The organism is Paenibacillus sp. SAF-068, assembly GCF_051967555.1.
Taxonomy (GTDB): Bacteria; Bacillota; Bacilli; order Paenibacillales; family Paenibacillaceae; genus Paenibacillus.
This window is the reverse complement of record NZ_JBQCJX010000001.1, coordinates 1,727,961-1,747,740: the sequence shown is the minus strand read 5'-3', so window position 1 is coordinate 1,747,740 and position 19,780 is coordinate 1,727,961. Positions and strand designations below refer to the sequence as shown.

Sequence of the window (19,780 nt, the reverse complement as noted above, 5' to 3'; positions counted from 1 at the left end):
TAGTATACCATTCATTTGCGTTCGTGTAATGTCATGTCAATCCATTGGGGCAAATTTTCCAATTCATCTTCGTAAGCTGGTTATCGTTACTCTTCACGGTATTCGATAACAATCGTGTACTCGTTCGAACGCGCTTCACCACTTCGTCTCTTTCCGTTCAGTTCATAGGTGTACAGGGCAGTCAGGAAACCATTCAGCGTTCCTGTTTCCTCCGGAGACAGCTGCGCTACATAGAAGATATTTTTCTCCGCACCCGGGGCCAGTTCCCCCAGATGAAGATATCTTGGCGAAGAGTATTCGGGTATGTTCGATTGAACCTGACCTTCCTCCTGACCACGCCATTTGGCTCCCGGTGGAAGAACCCCTGTCAATTGTACACGGGCAGACAGAGAGCCTGTATTCTCGACCCGCACCTGAAAAGATACGGATCCTCCCTGCTCCACTAGATTAGGAATTACTTCAACGTGAACCTTGATCAACGGGCTTTTCAGGTAGACCGTTGCTTCGTTGGAAGCAGCTATGCGCTGCACGGTTCGTGAATCAGGCAATCGGTACGTATACAAGAGACGCGCTTGGTTAACCAGCTCGGATGGTTCAGACATGGCCGTCCCTTGTTCTACAATCTTTGCTTCAAATTGAATATTGACGATAGACCGTGCAGTCAATGTCCCCAGACTAACTCCTTTCACCGGATTGACCCCGGGCCGCTTGACTCCATTCCAGCTGAGGCTCCCTTCGACAAATGTCATGCCGGCAGGCAATGAATCCGATACTTTGGCATCCACTGCATAATTACTTTCATTGGCAATGGTAATGTCATATTGTACGATATCATCCAATGAGACAACTGCCGGATGTACCTTTTTTTGAATCGAAATAAAAGGCTGGATGACTTCAAGTGTAACTTTGTTTGAATAAACGACTTCCTGTTTGCCCGAAGAAGTATACTCCAGCACTGCCTGAGTTGGAATGCTCTCAGCATTCCTTACCGAAACAACCTGTACCCGATATTGAATCGTAACAAAACTCCCAGGTTCAATGTCACCGATCTCTATCCCAGAATCCGGGGTCATCTGGGGGGCAAACATTCCATTAATTACAACACTTGCAGGAATAAATACAAGGCCAGGAGCCAAAGCGATAGTCACCTTGGCACCTGTAGCTGTCAGAAATCCAGGATTGTTCACAACAACACTGTACTGAACCATATCCCCTGAGAAGGTTGAGATATGGTCCGACTGTAGGACCACTTCCAGACGGGATGAGGCCAGAATGACCTCAACCGCATTGGAAAGTTCTCTGCCTGTAACCGTTCTGCCTTCTGGTGTTAGAAATTCATAGTTTACCTGCGCCTGATTCAACAGCTTCAGTGTCGGAGGCAAACGCACGATGACAACTTGAAAGTGGTAGCGCAGTGTGGCTCCCGGCGCGACCTCCGCAGGAGGCAGCCCAACCTGTGGTGATGCACCGGGTAATGGAATCCCGTCACGAAGCACACTATTCGGCAGCAGTGGCGTATCTTCCGAGAGCGGATCCACTACGTGCACGATGGCGGTTCGATTACCGGAATTCGTAATCTCAATCTGGTAGGTGAGCGACTGCCCCAGTGCAGCTACAGTCACATTGGATCCCTTTCTTACTTCAAGTTTGGGTCCAACCCAGGGGGTGACTACGGTATTGGAATAGGCCACCTGTTCCAGTTCAGTCGTACCCGAGCTGAATCGAACCAGGGACTGATTCTGTAGCCAGTGGGACAACGGACCGGAAGATTGGCTCATATCACCACGACCTCTACTCTGAATGTCACGGTCACCGAAGCACCAGCAGCAATCGATCCGAGTGTTATTCCGGTATTCGGATTGCCGGTTGGTCTTGCAACTCCATCCACCGTAACGCTTCCGGGTACAAACACCGTTCCTACGGGTACAGGGTCAACCATGACCACATTATTAACCACTTCAATACCGGCATTTGTAACAACAACCGTATAAGTTATTACATCACCGACAACAGCATCAATGGCATCAGTGCTTTTGACAACCGTCACGTTTGGTGCAGATACTGGGATTACAAGGACGTTGGAAGACACGGTACCTGTTAACTGACGGCCATCCGGCGGACTAAATGTATAATTGGCCACAGCCTGGTTAGTCAACCGCTGATCTTGCGGCAGCGAATCAACGGTAACTTCAAGGGTCACAGTCACATTAACGGATCCCCCAGGCGGTATGGTGCCTACAACAATACCTGTTTCCGGATTGGCTCCTGGCTGCGGAACACCATCAATTAATACACTGTTCGGAAGAAGCACAGCTCCATCCGGAATGTCATCCGTCAAGGTCAGATTGGCAGCCAGATTTCCACTGTTATTGATGGAGAAAGAGTACACAATGGTATCACCAATCGTTGCATTGGATGTATTTGCCGTCTTGGTCACGGCAATAATCGGTTGATAAATTGGTGTGACTACGATATTCGAGTATGAAGCACCCGAGAATACACCCGATGTGAAACTTACAGCAGACTGACTGCTCACAGAAGGTGGTGTAGGCAGCGTATTGACTCGCACTGCATAGGATATTGCTGCTGAGGCTCCTGGAGCCAGTGATCCGATGGCGATGCCCAGTGCCGGGTTAGCCGAGGTACGCGGAACACCATCCACCAGAACACTTCCAGCGACAAATGTGGTAGCTGGATCGATTGGATCGGTTAGTACCACACTGTTAACGGGATCGATCCCGTTATTGGTCACAACCATCTGGTACACAATCGTGTCACCGACCACTGCATCAACTGAAGTGGTGGTCTTTGTTACACTTACATCCGGTGCAGATACCTGAATGTTGAGCGAATTGGATGTTAGACTGCCTCCCAGTGTTCTTCCGTCTGGCAGCGTATACGTAAAGGTTGCAGAAGCCTGATTCGTTATCGATTGGCTCAACGGAAGAGTAACAATGACAACCGAGAACATAACCATGGTTGTTGTTGACACGACGCCCAGCGGAATACCCGAAGCCGGATCGGCACCCGGTACAGATGCACCATTGACGATAACGCTATTCGGCACAAGTTCCGTTCCGGCAGGGATCGTATCGGTCAGCGTAACCGAGGCCCCGTAGTTCCCGGCATTGGAGATGGCGATGCTGTACACAACGGTATCCCCTACCGTGGCTATCGTCTGATCTCCCGTTTTGACCGCCGTGAGGATCGGCTGGAACACCGGTGTTGTAACCGTATTGGAGAACGTGGTGGCTGAGAACGCGCCTGATGTAAAGCTGACCGTGGATTGATTGTTCAAAACGGCACTTGCCGGGAGCGAAGTAACTTGAACACTAAATACCACAGTCACGGTAGCCCCGGGCGCAATGGAACCAATGGTGATCCCGGTTGAGGGGTTGGCACCTGGACGGAGAACCCCATCCACAAATACGCCAGTTGGCGCAAGAACAGTGCTTGCCGGTATCGCATCTGTGAAGACCACATTATTGACCGTCGCAATACCGTTATTTGTCACCGCTACGCTGTATGTCACAATATCGCCAACAGATACCGACGTGGATGTCGTCGATTTCACTACATCGACATCCGGAGCTGACACGGTGATGGTGAGTACATTGGACAGAACAGAGCCTGTAATTGTCCGACCGTCCGGCAATGTGAAGGAAAGAGCCACCGAAGCCTGATTCACCAGCTGTTGCGGAGACGGCAAAGTATCGATAACCACGGAAAAAGTAATGGTTGTTGTCGCACCGGCAGCGACAGTGCCTGCCGGAATACCTGTAGCTGGATTGGCCGCAGGCAGCGGCTGGCCATTCACAATGACACTGTTCGGAACGAGAATGGTTCCCGTCGGGATATTATCCGTCAGGTTAATCTGGGCCCCATAATTACCCGTGTTGGATACAGTGACCGTGTAACTAACCGTGTCACCTACGGTGGCGTTCTGTGTACTTGCCGTCTTTGTTGCAGACAGAATGGGCTGGAATACCGGCGTGACCACTGTATTGGAGAACGTTGTGCTCGAGAAAGCCCCTGATGTAAAACTGACTGTGGATCGATTACTCAGCTGGCCGCTTGGCGGTATCGCATCTACACGGAAGGTAAAAGTTACAGTTGCAGATGCTCCTGGAGCAAGTGTGCCGAGTGATATCCCCCCTGCCGGGTTGGCTGCAGGCTGTGCTACTCCATTCACGGTCACACTGCCTGTGACAAAGGATGCACCCGCAGGAATCGGGTCCGAAAACTGAATATTGTTTACAGGTGCTATACCACTGTTCGTTACCTGAACGGAGTAAGTGACGGTATCACCTACCGCTGCCGCAGTTGAAGGTGTACTTTTGACGACAGCAACGTTCGGTGAAGAGACCGGAAACGTCAGCGTATTTGAAGTGGCTGTTCCTGTCAACGTACGTCCGTCAGGAGGTGTAAAGGTAAAGGACGATGTAGCAAAGTTGCTAAGCTGCTGCGGAGATGGAAGTGTATCTACAACCACAGCAAACGTAACAACCGCTGTTGCTCCAGCTGCAACAATGCCTACCGGAATACCTGTTCCCGGCGTCGCTCCTGGCTGAGGCACACCTGATACAACAACACTGTTGGCTACAAAAGAAGTCGCAGCAGGAATCGTATCTGTGACGGTAACATTGGCCTGCAAATTGCCCGTGTTGCTGACAGTCACCGTGTATACAACCGTGTCACCTACGGTGGCATTGACTGTATTGGCCGTTTTGACGAGTGAAATCTGCGGTTGGATAACCGGCGTCTGTGTTGTATTGGACGAGGATGACCCCGAAAATGAACCGGATGTGAAACTGACCGTCGACTGATTGTTAATCTGCGAAGGGATCGGCATGGTAATCGTCACCTCAAAAGTTACGGTAACCTCAGCTCCTGGAGCCAAAGTACCGATTGGAATACCGGCGGTCGGATTGGAGAGCGGGAATGAAGTCCCGTTCACAATGACGCTTCCGGGTACAAATGGGGTATTCGGAGGAAGAGGGTTGACATATACCACATTGTTAACTGCTACGGTTCCGTTGTTGCGAATAACAGATGTGTACCTGATGACATCCCCGACTACGCCGTACTCTACATTGTCACTGTTAACAATCGTTACATTGGGCAGAGAGACAGGAATCGTGATGGTGTTGGATGACGAGAATCCGGCAATCGCTCTTCCACTTGGCAGTGTGTAAGAGAATGAACCAACCGCCTGGTTAGTCAACTGTCTTGAATCAGGCAAACTTGTGACCGTTGCGACAAAAGTAACGGTCGTGCTTGAGTTGGCTGGAATTGAGCCCAAACTAATACCTGTTGCCGGACTTACACCTGGTGTAGGTACACCATTAATAATGACACTGTTCGTACTGAAAACAGCTCCCGCAGGAATCGGATCCGTCAAGGTAACCGAAGCTGCTATGTTACCAGTGTTGTTAATCTGAATGCTGTAATTAAAGGTATCTCCTACCGTCAGATTCGTTGTACTTGCTGATTTCACCACTTGAATGACGGGCTGAAATATGGGTGTACTAACCGTAATTGATGAAGAGACACCATTAAAACTTCCCGACGTAAAGGCTGCGCTGGCACGGTTCGTAACTGATCCTGTCGAAGGAACAGACGTCACTCTGGTCTGGTAAGTAACGGTGACGCTGCTTGAGCTGTTTAAGGTTCCGACAACAATGCCTGAGACCGGACTTGCACTTGCAGAAGCTGTTCCGTTAATGGTGACACTGCCCGGCACAAACTCGGAGCCGGTTGGTGTATCCGAAATCACCAGATTTTGGACCGCACTAATTCCGGCATTGGTTGCAATAACGGTATAGGTAAGGATGTCACCTACAGTCGCATCAGGTGTGTTTACCGTTTTGCTAATCGAAATATTAGGGGCTGATGCAGGTATGCGAACAATATTGGATTGACTTGCGCCTGAGAGATTACGTCCGCTCGGAAGCTGGTACGTATACGTTGCGGTACCCTGATTCTCCAGTGTTGGCGGAGATGGAAGGGTACTCAGTGTTGCGCGGAACACTACCGTTGCCGTCGCTCCTGGCGAAAGACTGCCCAGCGTTATTCCGGTTAAGGGGCTGGTGCCCGGACGCGCAGTACCATTCACCGTGACCGAATTCGGAACAAACGTCAGTCCTGCAGGGATCGTATCGGTTACCGTAACTTGAGCTGCGATGTTTCCGCTGTTTGTCACCACAAGTGTATATGCAAGCTGATCTCCCAGCGTCGCATTCGTTTGACTCGCCGACTTGTTAATCGCAATGATCGGCTGGTACACAGGGGTAGTAATCGAATTGGAGTTGGAAATGCCCGTAAAGGTACCTGAACTATAGGACACAGAAGCCCGATTAAGCAGCGAGCCTGATGCAGGCAAGGATTGGACCGTAACCTGAAACGTCACCGTCGCGGAACTTCCGGCAGTCAATGTTCCAACTGATATGCCACTGTTCGGATTAGCCGATGCAACGACTGCTCCCCTTACGGTCACACTCCCCGGAACAAATATAGTTCCTGCTGGGAGAGCATCCGTCAGAATCACACTGTTAATTGGCTGAATGCCGCCGTTCGTGGTAACTACAGTGTAGGTGAATGTTTCCCCTACAGCTACGTCACTGACGGAAGCAGATTTAACCGCAGTTACATTGGGCAATGTCACCGGAATCGTCAAGGTGTTAGAGGCTACTGTTCCTGTTATGGTCCTTCCGTCAGGCGAGTTATACGAATACGAAGCGGTAGCCTGATCCACAAGGGTTGGCGGTGTGGGCAAGCTTGTGACAAGCACTTGAAAGGTGATGGTATTCGCGCTGCCTGCAGCAAGGCTGCCCAGATTCACACCAGTCGCGGGGTTGGCGCCTGCAATGACATTTCCGTTCAGGCGGAAGCTGCCTGCTACATACGAACTGCCATTTGGAATGTTGTCTGTCAATGTGACGCTAGCCGCAACATTCCCGCCATTGTTTACCTGGAGCGTGTACGTTACCGTGTCGCCCACCGTGGCATTGGTGGTACTCCCCGACTTCACAATGGACAGGTTCGGTGAATATACAGGAAGTGTGGAGTTGTTGGAGGGAATTACGCCAGTAATCGTCGGTCCTCCTGCCACACTCTGAAACGTAAAAGCCGCATTGGCCGAATTCACAAGCTGCAAGATGCTTGCATCCTGTCCGATAAGTGCCCGATAGGTCACAACAATACTGCTGGACAGGGGTAATGCACCCAGTGGAATACCTGCGGTTATATCCAGGGTTGGGCGGGATACACCTGCAACTGTGACGCTCCCAGGGATAAAAGTAAGTCCTGCAGGCAATGAATCGGATAGAACTACACTGGCGGCACTGGCCGTACCTGCATTGGCAACCGTAACCGTGTAGAGAATACTATCCCCCGCTACCGCACCGGTGGCCGTTGATCCCTTCGATACAGTAATTCTCGGTGCGTTAATATCGACCTGAATGGCATTGCCATTAACGATGTACGCATCGCCTGAAGTCGTTAGCGTAAGCACTGCCGAAGATTGATTGTTAATCAGCCTGGCAGACACATCTACATTGGTGATATCCCAGCCTTGACGACCGCCGACAATGTTGGAACCTGGAGCTCCGTTGATCTGATTTCGAGTTCCGAACGTACCCGTTGTGTTAAGCGCTCCCGTATCACCATTGATTTGGGATGCAAAGAAGTTCGCAGCCAGGTTGTTAGGTCCGGACAAGGCCACTGAAGTTGCAGAGGTCGGCCCGAATAATGCCTGATCACCTGTTCGATTCGCGTCACCTTCCTGGGCACTGAACAGCGCTCTTCCTCCGAGTACACCGGAGAGTGGGGTTGCGAACCCTGTCAATGTTGTTACGACCGGTGGTGAAGTGGATTGCACAAGTACGCCGCCTGCACGCAAAGACATATTACGAAAAGGGAGATTGGGATTCTGATAAATAACGCCAAGCGTCCACCCGGCATGATTGGCTGTAGCATCATTCGTAATTACAATGGTTCCCACGACTGCTCCGGTGATATATGTACCTGCTCCCCCATTTTGTACAAGCGTCGTCACGTTGGCTGAACGTACATAACCTGCCGCGTTGTTCCCCAGATCAAACTGATTGTAAGTCACCGGGTCAGGGGTAACACTGAACGAACCGGCAGGAGTGATGAACGTAACCGGATTGTTGATCGCTGAACTCAGATTGACATTTCCATTGATATAACTTCCGCCCCAGATTAATTCCGCATACAGAACGGTACTTCCGGCGGGAAGAACAAGGATGGCAGCGGAACTGTTACTCTGGTACAAGCTTGTGGTTCCCAGTGGGTAGGTACCGTACTGGACGGTGCTATTCGTTGTGGTAAAACCTCCGATACTGTCCTGTGTTCCGGGTACCCCTGCTGTTTCCGAACGACTCAGTCCAAGCGTATTACCTGTAAACGTAATCGCTCCCGTAGCGTTGACGGTAGAACGAACGACAAGAGGAATAGAACTCACCTCCCTTCAGCAAGAATTACAATCCTATGAAACGGAGCCTTTTAACAGTCTATGACGCTCTCTCCGAAATTTGTATGTCCCTTTTCGGAAAGTTTCTGTCTTCTATGTGATATAATGTAAGCTTAGTTCTCATGCTTAAAATATAATCATTTGCGTTTTGTTCATTGTGATTTATAATCATCATATACGAGAGTTGTTCTGTCGTACCATTATGATGCAGTCAGCGGTGATATATGAAAGGTTTCCATACGCACAATAGCCACATTCCCACAGAATACGAGTTCAAGCATTCCAAATGGATTCAAAAAATGCTTCAGGCCTACTGGGTTGTCATCATTGCACATTTTGCCATTCAGGTTGGCTGTTTCCTGTTTTTGGTCTATGATCGCACACCTCGAGATTTCTTGTTGAATGTCCTGTTCTGGCCTACAGCCATCAGCAGTTCTTGCATTTTGTTCGCAAGTTGGGTTGATCGGCGCTTCAGTTCCTATTCCTTCTACACCATGTCCATAGCCAGTACGGTTATCGCCTGGACGATTATTCATGTCAATTATGACATTCGGATTATATTAGCCATCTGCCTGTTGCCCATCTTCGCTTCAGTGCTGTTCTTCAGTAAAAAAAGAGTCTGGATTGTCTTTCTGATGCAGATGGCTGGTTACCTTCTGGTATTGTTCGATCCAGCCTACCGATTGTACCTGTCTTCATTTGACATGGTTTCCATTCCTGCTTTTCTAATCTTAGGTACATATGTAGCACAGGTTATCGTAACCAGTGGCGTTGAAGTGTTGAACGATCTTCAGGCCAGCATGCTCGCCAAGCAGGACCTTATTGTGCGAAATGCAATTATGACCAAACAGTCCAAGACTGACGGTCTAACGAACCTTTATAATCAAAGCTCATTCAAGGATTATTACGAGAAAGCATTTGAGTATGCGAACAGTGGCATGAGTCTGCATCTGGCCCTGATTGATATTGATGATTTCAAATCCATTAATGATACTTATGGTCATCGGGTTGGAGACATCATTCTGGAGAAAGTGTCCCTGATCATTCAGGAAACCATTACCTCAAGTGATATTGCAGCACGGTACGGGGGCGAAGAGTTCGCCCTATTGATGTTTGAGCAATCTTTCAAGCAGGCCTATGCCCTGGTGGAACAGATTCGTCAGAAGATTGCCCTAATGGGTCATCTGGAACTTGAAGGTGCTTCCATCACGGTGAGTATCGGTCTCAAAAGCTACAGTCCTCATCTAAGCAAAGATAAATTGTTTGAGGAAGTGGATGCCTGTCTGTATGCCGCCAAACGCACAGGTAAAAATAAAACCGTAACATCCCTTGATCTGACTTCGTCCTTGGTAGAGAAAACATGATTAAAAAAGTTGTGCTGTACACCTAGATTCCGGGTTGTACAACACAACTTTTTTTGGGTTATGCATATGTTTAGCGGGCCGATCTTCTTCATCAGTTAAGTTTTTATTCCGCCCATTCCCAGCGGTGGCGATTTTGCTCGAGCCTCGGATGAAGCTCGCCTGATGGTCCATCGATGATGAGACGCAGCTCTTTGATCCAATCCTTGAAGGAATCGAAAGAAGCGAACAGATTCGCCATCTCGGTTGTCATATACAAGAAATGAGGAGCTGGATATTCCGCAGTGATATGGCGCAGTGCGCTATCTACCGGCGTATATTTTTTTCTCTTGCCCTCAAGCCCCTCCACACGTATACGTGAAGTTGGGTGCTCTCGCCGCCAATCATGCAGGCGGTCTTCTCTTTTGTAATATGCCTGTATGGTATCCTTGCTCATTCGCTTAAACGTGCTCTCGTGTAAAGGATACAGTACAAGCTGTATGAAGGAACGAGTATCCACCGTTGCTGCGGCGCGTTCAAGCTGCTCATCAGTCACATGTTCGAACGAGTCATAAAAAGTCAGTGTGCCTTTGCGGCTGGTTGCAGGTGGCTCATAACCGTAAGGTACCGTTGTATATTTTCCAGACATTACGCCCCTCCTTGTCTATACAGTGATACGCGCAAGCTAATTGTGATAACCCAGCTCATGCTATTATACGCTAACGCTCCTGCTTCAACTCGGAATAAAATGTCATTCTGTTCTTGCCAGCACGTTTGGACTCATATAACGCTTCATCCGCCATCCGGATAATCTCACTTGGGTTATTGCTGTTGGTTGGATATTCAGCCCCTCCGATGCTACATCCAATCCGAATTCGCTCGTATTCAATAATAAACGGCTTGTTCAGACTTTGAATGATGGCCTCCGCATAAGCGCTGGCTTCTTCCCTCGGATGGCTTCCAACCGACTGAAGAACAATCAGGAATTCATCTCCGCCCAGGCGGACCGTTATGCCCTTCTCCTGACCAAGAGCGGTCAGACGCTGGGCCACTTTCTGTAATAGAATATCTCCAACCTGATGGCCAAGTGTATCGTTGACACGTTTGAATCCATCGAGATCCAGATAGAGAAAGGTTAGGGTGTGATCTTCGCTTTCAGTCTCCAGTGACTCTTCCAGATAAGCTTCCAAGGCAGTGCGATTCGGCAGACTAGTCAACTGATCAAAATGTGCCAGATTCTGCATCACGACCAGTTCTGAATCTTTATTCGTTAGAGAGGTCAACATATCCCGTAATGAGCGGGACAATACTTCGATCTCCTTAATTCCTTTGTTCTCTGGAATCTCCAGATCGTCTCCTACTCGCAGTCGATTGGCTACCCTGGTAAGACGCACAATTGGGGCAGAGATCAGACGCGAGACAAACCAGCCAATAAGTGCAAACAGCACGGTAACGGCAAGTCCTGCCCACACATTAAACCACATCAGGTCAAATACGGAAGCAAAAGCAGTCGACTTAACTTGTCGAATGACTACGCTCCAGCCTAATCCGGGATAATCCAGATGACCCTGGCTGTAGGCAAACCCTGTCACATATTCCTTGCCATCAGGCCACTCTTCAATGGACCAACTGCTCTTGTTGCGCTGTGCCTCTGCGATACCGGGCAAAATCAACGGCTTACCAATCCATTCCTTGGGACCCAGCAGTACGGTATGTTCATTTTTGCTCACAATGAAGAACTCAATATCCTTTTCTTCTCTTTTCAATGGGGCAAGCACTGATTCTTCGACTTCCTTTGCCCATTCCCAGCTTAAATGCGCAGCAAGCACACCCTGAATATGCCCTTTGCTATCCTTCAGCGGGAAACTGATATCGACAAATTGCAACGGCTCTCCCGTTGGATTCGGCAGCAGCTTGGCCAGAAGTACTGCGTTATGCACATCTCCAATGAACTTACCCTTGATTCCCTCCTGATACACAGGTCGCTCTGATAAATTTTCCCCCAGCAAGATGCCATCTGTCGCAGCTAACACTTTTCCCTTCGGGTCCATGAATCCAACCCATGAGAATGAGGGAAAGCTATCTTGTAGCTGATCCAGCAGCATCTGAATCTCACCAGATTGGAATCCATCTTCGAGCGAAGCCATTCGGCCCAGCAAATCGAGTTCTCCCGCGCGCGCGGACATAAACCGATCCAGCTTATCCGAAGCCTGTGAAGCAGTGCCTGTAAGCGAGTGACCAATCTCGGTCTCGACCGCACCGAATGACTTTTGGCTAAAAATAGACCCAATGGTCAAGGTAACCAGCAGGGATAACACAGCGAAGATGACTGTAAGCACAGTTCTAATTTTGAATGACATTTCTTCCTCCATTACACGGTGAAACCATCTTGCTTTTCAACATAACTATGCTGCAAAGAGTACACGGAATGTCACCTCGGACGTGTCTCGAAACTCGCTGAAGTACATCTTTTACCGCCTTTTCGCCCCCTGCTGCGTCACTTTCCCTTGACGTGCCTTGCACGGGCTTGGAACGAAAATTCGGCAAAATCTGCTTCTTCGGAGTTTCAGACACGCCCTAATCGTTTTCATATTTATCGGAACTTGTGTGTTTTTTTATTATACATGCCCATACAATATTATACTGGAATCTTCACCGTGTTTCTTCCATTCAAAGAATAGACACGATTCTGTATATACATACTTGGGTTATGAATATAGAGAGCAAGCATAACCTTTGAGGATTATGCGCCTGTATGTCACAGAGAGTAGTCGAAATACTAAACATTGGGGGTGTAATGTTGAGCCTGCTTCATGTTGCTGTTATTCTGCCTTTTGCCGCTGGCATTTTTCTTGCCATGCTGCACCGTTTCTTCCGTAAAATCCATTTGGGATGGCCGGTTCTCCTTGTCCCGGCACTATTATTTGTATACTTTGCGAGTCTCATTCCCGCTGTGTCACAACGCAATGCCGTATCCGGAAATATCCCATGGATTCCTTCACTGGACATTGGATTTAACCTGTATCTGGACGGTCTGAGCCTCATGCTGACACTGCTTATCACCGGAATCGGTGTCCTCGTTGTTCTCTACTCCATCTTCTACATGGACAAGAAAGAAGCGCTAAATCGTTTCTACCTGTATCTGTTGATGTTCATGGGAGCCATGTTGGGCGTGGTGCTGTCTGACAATATGATCGTGCTCTACGGATTCTGGGAATTGACCAGTATTACGTCATTCCTGTTGATTGCATTTCATTACAAACGTAAAGCCTCGACTTCAGGAGCACAAAAATCCTTCCTGATTACGGTATTTGGCGGTTTCGCCATGCTTACCGGATTCATGATGATGTATCTCATTACCGGAACGTTCAGTATTCGTGCGACCATTGCAGGTTTGGGACAGTTTCAGGAGAGCGCACTATTTCTGCCAGCGCTTGTCTTGATCCTGATCGGAGCTTTCACGAAATCTGCCCAATTCCCGTTCCATATCTGGTTGCCGGATGCCATGGAAGCCCCGACACCTGTCAGTGCGTATCTGCACTCAGCGACCATGGTCAAGGCCGGACTGTATGTTGTGGCCCGATTTACACCGATCTTCGGTGGACAGGGACTCTGGTTCTGGCTCGTTACCGGTGTTGGTATTCTGACTTTGTGTTATGGATCATTCCTGGCTGTAAAAAAGAACGATCTCAAAGCGATTCTTGCCTATTCGACCATCTCTCAACTTGGTCTGATCATGTCCCTGTTAGGGGTCGGATCTGCTGCTCTCTACTTCGGATATGGCGAATCCTCTGCGATGTACACCGTGGCAATAACTGCTGCGCTGCTTCATCTCTTTAATCATGCAACCTTCAAGGCCGCTCTGTTTATGGTCGTAGGTATTGTCGATCATGAAACAGGCACACGTGACATTCGGAAGCTCGGTGGACTTGCTTCATTCATGCCAATTACATTCACCGTAGCATTAATCGGCTCACTGGCCATGGCAGGTATTCCACCTTTCAACGGCTTCCTGAGCAAAGAGTTATTCTTCCAGGCCATGGTCGAGGTCACGCATCTGCGAATCTTTGGACTTGGATCCTGGAGTGTTCTATTGCCGGTATTTGCTTGGCTTGCAAGTGTGTTTACTCTGATCTATGCACTGATTATCGTGTTCAAAACATTCCTCGGTCGTAGCCAAAGCGAGATCCCTGCCGAGAAATTACACGAAGCGCCTGCCGGTATGCTGATTCCGCCCGTTGTTCTAGGTGTTCTTGTCATCGTCTTCGGACTCTTTCCGAACCTGTTGGCCGGATCACTGATCGAACCCGCAATGGCTGCTGTGCTTCCTTCCCTATTGAATGGGAACGAACGCTTCGATGTACATTTCTCCCTGTGGCATGGATGGACTCCGGAGCTGATTATGACGATCGGAGTCGTGATTCTGGGAATCACACTCTATAAGCTGTTGCCACGATGGAGGAATATTTATGAGCATTATCCGCAAGGATTAACGATTAACAATATGTACCATGTTGTACTGGATAATCTTCAGCATTATGCACGCAAATGGACGGAAGCCTATATGAATGGCTCGGTTCGTAATTATCTGGTTTACATTTTCTCATTCACGGTTGCGTTGTTGGTCTATGCATTCTTCCGTTCTGGAGAAAATATTACCTGGAATCTCCAGGGCAATGCGCCTTATTCATTCTATGAAGTCGTACTGCTAGTCACACTCATTGGTGCAGCCGTTTCGATTCCTTTTGCCAAGAACAGACTGTCAGCAGTTATTATGACCGGAGCAGTTGGTTACCTCGTAACTCTGCTATTCGTACTCTTCCGGGCGCCCGATCTGGCGTTGACGCAGATGATTGTTGAGACGGTATCCGTTGCATTGTTCCTGCTCTGTTTCTACCATCTGCCTGAACTGCAACGAGGCAAATCAAGCCGCAGTTATCTCACGGTCAATATGATCGTGGCGATTGCAGTTGGTGTCGTGATGACTTTTGTTGCACTGGCTGCAAGCGGAACTGCATCACTTGACAGCATATCTACGTTCTTCCTTCAGGAAGCGTATGACTCGGCCGGCGGTAAAAATGTCGTGAACGTGTTATTGGTTGATTTCCGTGGCTTCGATACGTTATTGGAGATCATGGTACTAGGCGTTGCTTCATTATCCATCTACTCTATGATTAATCTGAACCTCGAAGCCAAAGATCTTGGAGCCCGCTTGAAGTTTCGCAAAAAGGAAGAAAAACAGGAGTCCGAACCGGATCTGGATGATGAAGCGGACAATACGAAAAAGTACGGTAATCGGGAACGCAGCTCATCCTCGTGGGATACTGTACCCTTGCAGAGTAATGATGTATTGCTGCAAACGACCACCAAAGTCGTTGTGTTCATCATTCTGACGTTTGCCATGCACCTGTTCTTTGCAGGACACCACAATCCGGGCGGAGGTTTCATCGGCGGCTTGGTCACAGCGGCAGCACTCGTATTGATTGCCCTGGCATTCAGTACCGATACGATTCGCAAAGCGTTACCCGTTGACTTCCGGGTTCTCACAGGAATCGGATTGGGTATAGCGTTACTGACAGGTGCGGGTTCATTTATATTCGGAGTTCCGTTCCTAAGTCAAACCTTCGGCTATTTCGAACTTCCTTTGCTGGGAGAGACCGAACTCGCCACGGCCATGCTGTTTGATCTTGGCGTGTATCTCGCTGTCCTGGGTGTCACCATGACCATCATTCTACAGATCGGGGAGGATCGCTGATATGGAAATATTGATGTGTGTAGCCGTTGGCATTCTGTTTGCGGTTGCCGTCTTTCTAATCTTGTCGCGGAGCCTGCTCCGAATCGTACTTGGCATGTCCATACTAACCCATGGTGTACATCTGCTCTTGATCACCATGTCACGTCTCAAAACCGGGGCACCACCTCTGCTTGGGGAGATGGCTGAACGCTATGTCGATCCTCTTCCTCAAGCTTTGATTCTAACCTCAATTGTTATTAATTTTGGGCTCACTGCGTTCTTCTTTGTTCTCTCCTATCGCTCTTATCTGAAGTTGAAAACAGACGATATGGAAGAAGTAAGGGGGCGCCCATATGAATAATCTCGTCGTTCTGCCGATCCTGTTGCCTTTGATTACGGGTGTTCTGGCATTGCTCTTTTTTAGAAAAACAAATATCCAGCGATTCATTAGTGTCATCGGACTTTTGTTTACCGCAGCAGTTTCAACGATCCTTATTACGCGGGTAGCTCAGACTGGCGTTCTAACGCTGAATATGGGTGGATGGGCACCTCCTTATGGGATTGTGCTTGTAGCTGACATGGTATCGGCCTTGCTCGTCGTTGCTGCTTCCATCATCGCACTGGCGTGTCTGCTGTATGCATTCCGCAGTGTGAACAAGGAGCGGGAAGAACATCACTTCTATCCGTTCTTTCATTTTCTGATTGCGGGAGTTAACGGTTCATTCCTGACCGGAGATTTGTTCAATTTATTTGTCAGTTTTGAACTGATGCTCATCTCTTCCTATGCACTCATTGTATTGGGAGGTACCGAAAGACAGCTTCGTGAAACGATCAAATATGTCTTGATTAACATCGTTTCTTCAGCCCTGTTTGTCGCTTCCATCGGCTTCCTCTACTCCATTACTGGCACACTGAACATGGCAGACTTATCTGTGAAAATTGCTGAAGTGGGACAGAGCGGGGTTATTACCTTAATTGCTGTTCTATTCCTGATCGTATTCAGCATCAAGGCCGGACTGTTCCTGTTCTTCTGGCTGTCGGGCTCTTATGCCGCACCACCTGCTGTTGTCACTGCATTGTTCGCAGGGTTGCTCACCAAGGTTGGTTTGTATGCCATTGTGCGAACATTCACACTGATCTTCTATCATGACCCTGAGTTCTTCCATGCTCTGATTGGATGGATGGCAGGTGCAACGATGGTCCTTGGTGTCATCGGTGCAATCTCATACCGGGATGTGAACAAAATTCTCATCTATAACGTAGTCGCAGGTGTGGGGTTTGTCGCTTTCGGTATGGCTGCAGCGAGTCGTCCTGCACTGGAAGGTCTGCTCTTCTATATGTTGCATGACATGTTGATCAAAACATTGCTCTTCCTGCTCGGCGGTGCTTTGATCGCTGTTGCAGGAACATCCAAGCTCGATAATATGGGCGGGCTGATCTATCGTTATCCACTGCTCGGCTGGATGTTCTTCATCAGCGCACTTGCCCTGGCAGGTTTGCCGCCATTCAGTGGATTTCCGGGAAAGTTGCTTCTCTTTGAAGGAGGCTTGCAGGCAGGCTTGTATGGTCTTACGGGAATCGCGGTGCTATCGAGCTTGTTGATGTTATATTCGGTGCTGCGCATCTTCATACAAGCGTTCTGGGGCGAACCGCCTGCAGGGGTCACAAGACGCCCTTATGCGGTGAACGGTCTGCTGATTCCTGCCGGAATTCTGTTTGTATTCATCATCGTAATGGGCGTGGGGGCTGAAGGCATGTTTCAATTGACCTCCCGCGCTGGCGATATTCTACTGCATCCCAATATTTATATTGATGCCGTATTGAAGGAGTAGATGTCTATGGCCTTTCAGATCGTACTGAATCTTATCATTGCTTTTGTATGGATGTTTCTGAATAATGCCTGGAATGGTGTTGGTTTTCTCATCGGTTACCTGCTCGGACTGCTTCTCATTGGGGGGATGCGCAGATTCTTCCCCCAGCGCTTCTATATTGTTAGAGTCTGGGCCATTTTCAAACTGATTGCACTGCTCTTCAAGGAACTGGTACGAGCCAGCGTTGAGGTCATACGCCAGATTATCAAGCCCAAGCTCGATATAAGGCCAGGTATTTTTACGTATAAAACTCAATTGTCCTCAGATTGGGAAGTTACTCTTCTCTGTCTGCTTATTTCATTAACACCAGGCTCTCTGCCACTTGAGATCTCAGGTAATCAACGCAAACTGTTTATCCACGCGCTGGATATCAAGGATGAACAGAAACTTAGAGATGATATTCAAAATACATTCGAAAAAGCAATTATGGAGGTGACGCGTTAATGTTATCCTCACTGCTGTTCATCTCACTGCTCATTCTCTCCTTAGCCATACTAGGTTGCTTGTACAGGGTGCTTCGGGGACCATCCATGGCTGACCGGATCACCGCATTGGATACCATCGGGATCAATGTAATTGCCATTGTTGCTGTTCTGTCGATGATGCTGCAAACCCAGGCCTATCTGGATATCATCTTGCTGATTGGCATACTGGCTTTTCTGAGTACGGTGGCATTTGCACGTTATATTGAACGGGGGGCGGTATTCAAAAATGATGGAGATCGTTAAAGTAGCCGCTGAAACAGCTATAGGTTTACTCGTACTGCTTGGCGCATTACTTAGTGCCCTCAGTGCGTTCGGACTTATTCGTCTGCCCGATGTATATCTGCGAGCCCATGCCGCAACCAAAAGTATGACGCTTGGTGTGTTCTGTGTACTAAGCGCTACATTTTTTTACTTCTGGTACTTCGACAACTATATCAGTGCCCGCTTGTTGTTGGGTATCCTGTTTGTATTCATTACGGCTCCGGTTGCCGGACATCTGAACGGACGGGCCGCCTATCGCACAGACGTACCGTTGTGGGAGCAGAGTGTTCAGGATGAACTGGAACCGTTGTTAAAAGGTAAAAAGGTGAACCATGAAGCCAAGGACATGATGGAGTAATCCAGTCCAGGCATAACGAATACCCCCAAGGATCAGCCGCCCGTATCGCGGGTTGCTCCTGGGGGTATTTTTGCTGGAAGATTTGAAATGCTTCGTCAGAATCCATTCAATCCCTGTCTTTTCAAATCTGCAGCCACAATGCGAGCTAGCTGCGCCGCACCTTGACGATTCGGATGCAGACTATCCCCTGTCATATACAGAGCAAGTGTTGCCGCCGGACCAATGGATGTGAAATAGGCTGAACTCAACTTATTCAATTCAACCAGGGTGACTCCCTCTTCCTGAGCGAGTGCACGAGTGGATTGATTGTACCAGCGGTTCTCCGCTTGATGTACATTAACTGTATTAAAGTCTGTTGCCCGCCCTTGCGGCGTGGAGAGAATGACCGTTGCTCCTTTGTTCTTCGCCTGGCGCACCATATCCCGCATAATCTCTTTGAACTGTGCCTCCGTTGTATTGTTCTTGGCATTGGTATCGTTAATTCCGAATTGCAGGATAAAATAATCTCCCGGCTTGATATACTTGAGAATGGCCTCCATCTGACCATCATCGCGGAATCCTCTCGCAAACTGACCACTTGCAGCCATATTGCGAACCTGGAATGTAGCATTGTTCACATAGGACGGAAATAGCTGTCCCCACCCTCCCTGTACACTGCTGCCAAGCGGATAATAATTGCAGACTGTTGAATCCCCACCAATATAGATCGTGCGGTTGGTTACGGTCTGATTGGATATCTTCCGGATCTCAAGTGCGCTGAGTGTAAATGCAGTGCCTGTCTTTCCTTCCGTAATGAGCAGATTGAGTTGACCGTCGGTTATCGGAATTTGAAATTGATCCGTCGCCCCGTTACCCGTCATGTTAATGATCTGGTACACCCCTTCTGCCGCCACACTAGCTCTGGCTGTATTGCCCAGAACCACTTTGACCTCATATAAGCCATTGGAAAGATCCACGTTAAAGGTATTGTTGCTCTTCGTGCCAAACGTCAGAAACTGTACGGCGTCACTCATCACTCCGCTTCCAGAAGCAGACACATTACGCATACTGGCTGGAGTATTGAAACCATACCCTCTTGTAGCCGTGTAGGCATCTCCTGCGGACACGCCTGTGTAACCGTTCTCAACGGGACCCGAACCAAAATCAAATCTGTAATTGTCCGTTGCTGCCACCGCGACCTGCCCTCCACTGCTTCCCAGACCGATGCCCATCATACTTGCAAACAGAACAAGGCAGA

General features: G+C 48.7%; 12 protein-coding genes. 7 read left to right on the top strand and 5 right to left on the bottom strand.

The genetic code is table 11. The features are described from left to right. Nucleotides 1-86: 86 nt before the first annotated feature. Nucleotides 87-1,778, bottom strand: a complete 1,692-nt coding sequence (locus tag ACTHPG_RS07830; RefSeq protein ID WP_440388548.1) for a hypothetical protein — start codon at nt 1,776-1,778, stop codon at nt 87-89. Beyond that, nucleotides 1,775-8,485 carry a DUF7507 domain-containing protein gene (locus ACTHPG_RS07825; RefSeq protein ID WP_440388547.1) on the bottom strand — a complete coding sequence of 2,237 codons (6,711 nt, stop codon included), beginning with the start codon at nt 8,483-8,485 and terminating at the stop codon, nt 1,775-1,777. Before ACTHPG_RS07825 ends, ACTHPG_RS07830 begins: the two co-directional genes overlap by 4 nt. Nucleotides 8,486-8,718: 233 nt before the next feature. Here ACTHPG_RS07825 and ACTHPG_RS07820 point away from each other — a divergent pair, with 233 nt between their 5' ends. Then, the gene (locus ACTHPG_RS07820; protein ID WP_440388546.1) at nt 8,719-9,858 is read left to right on the top strand and encodes a GGDEF domain-containing protein; all 1,140 of its coding nucleotides are present in this window, start codon (nt 8,719-8,721) and stop codon (nt 9,856-9,858) included. Nucleotides 9,859-9,961: 103 nt separating this feature from the next. Here the strand turns inward: ACTHPG_RS07820 and ACTHPG_RS07815 are convergent, their stop codons facing one another. Both ACTHPG_RS07815 and ACTHPG_RS07810 read right to left on the bottom strand, forming a co-directional pair. Continuing rightward, nucleotides 9,962-10,483, bottom strand: a complete 522-nt coding sequence (locus ACTHPG_RS07815; protein ID WP_440388544.1) for a hypothetical protein — start codon at nt 10,481-10,483, stop codon at nt 9,962-9,964. A 70-nt stretch (nt 10,484-10,553) separates the two neighbouring features. Beyond that, nucleotides 10,554-12,194 (bottom strand): diguanylate cyclase domain-containing protein, encoded by a 1,641-nt coding sequence (locus tag ACTHPG_RS07810; RefSeq protein WP_440388543.1) that lies wholly within the window; start codon nt 12,192-12,194, stop codon nt 10,554-10,556. A gap of 440 nt (nt 12,195-12,634) precedes the next feature. Here ACTHPG_RS07810 and ACTHPG_RS07805 point away from each other — a divergent pair, with 440 nt between their 5' ends. From ACTHPG_RS07805 to mnhG, 6 genes are read left to right on the top strand one after another with little or no spacing between them, the layout of a single operon-like run. After that, complete coding sequence (locus tag ACTHPG_RS07805; RefSeq protein ID WP_440390175.1) at nt 12,635-15,589, top strand: Na+/H+ antiporter subunit A; 2,955 nt, start codon at nt 12,635-12,637, stop codon at nt 15,587-15,589. Between the two features lies 1 nt (nt 15,590). Next, nucleotides 15,591-15,929: a Na(+)/H(+) antiporter subunit C gene (locus ACTHPG_RS07800; protein WP_036670645.1), complete on the top strand. Its 339-nt coding sequence runs from the start codon at nt 15,591-15,593 to the stop codon at nt 15,927-15,929. Continuing rightward, nucleotides 15,922-17,400, top strand: coding sequence for a Na+/H+ antiporter subunit D (locus tag ACTHPG_RS07795; protein WP_440388542.1), 1,479 nt, complete (start codon nt 15,922-15,924; stop codon nt 17,398-17,400). The genes ACTHPG_RS07800 and ACTHPG_RS07795 overlap by 8 nt, the downstream gene beginning before the upstream one ends. Before the next feature lie 6 nt (nt 17,401-17,406). After that, nucleotides 17,407-17,883, top strand: a complete 477-nt coding sequence (locus tag ACTHPG_RS07790) for a Na+/H+ antiporter subunit E (RefSeq protein WP_440388540.1) — start codon at nt 17,407-17,409, stop codon at nt 17,881-17,883. Then, a complete protein-coding gene (locus ACTHPG_RS07785; RefSeq protein WP_017688855.1) occupies nt 17,883-18,167 on the top strand; it encodes a Na(+)/H(+) antiporter subunit F1 in 285 nt (94 codons plus the stop codon). The genes ACTHPG_RS07790 and ACTHPG_RS07785 overlap by 1 nt, the downstream gene beginning before the upstream one ends. Then, a complete protein-coding gene (gene mnhG / locus ACTHPG_RS07780; protein ID WP_017688856.1) occupies nt 18,151-18,543 on the top strand; it encodes a monovalent cation/H(+) antiporter subunit G in 393 nt (130 codons plus the stop codon). The genes ACTHPG_RS07785 and mnhG overlap by 17 nt, the downstream gene beginning before the upstream one ends. A 95-nt stretch (nt 18,544-18,638) precedes the next feature. On the opposite strand, the gene ACTHPG_RS07775 is transcribed toward mnhG, so the two are convergent. Beyond that, nucleotides 18,639-19,757 (bottom strand): rhamnogalacturonan acetylesterase, encoded by a 1,119-nt coding sequence (locus ACTHPG_RS07775; protein WP_440390173.1) that lies wholly within the window; start codon nt 19,755-19,757, stop codon nt 18,639-18,641. Nucleotides 19,758-19,780: the final 23 nt, after the last annotated feature.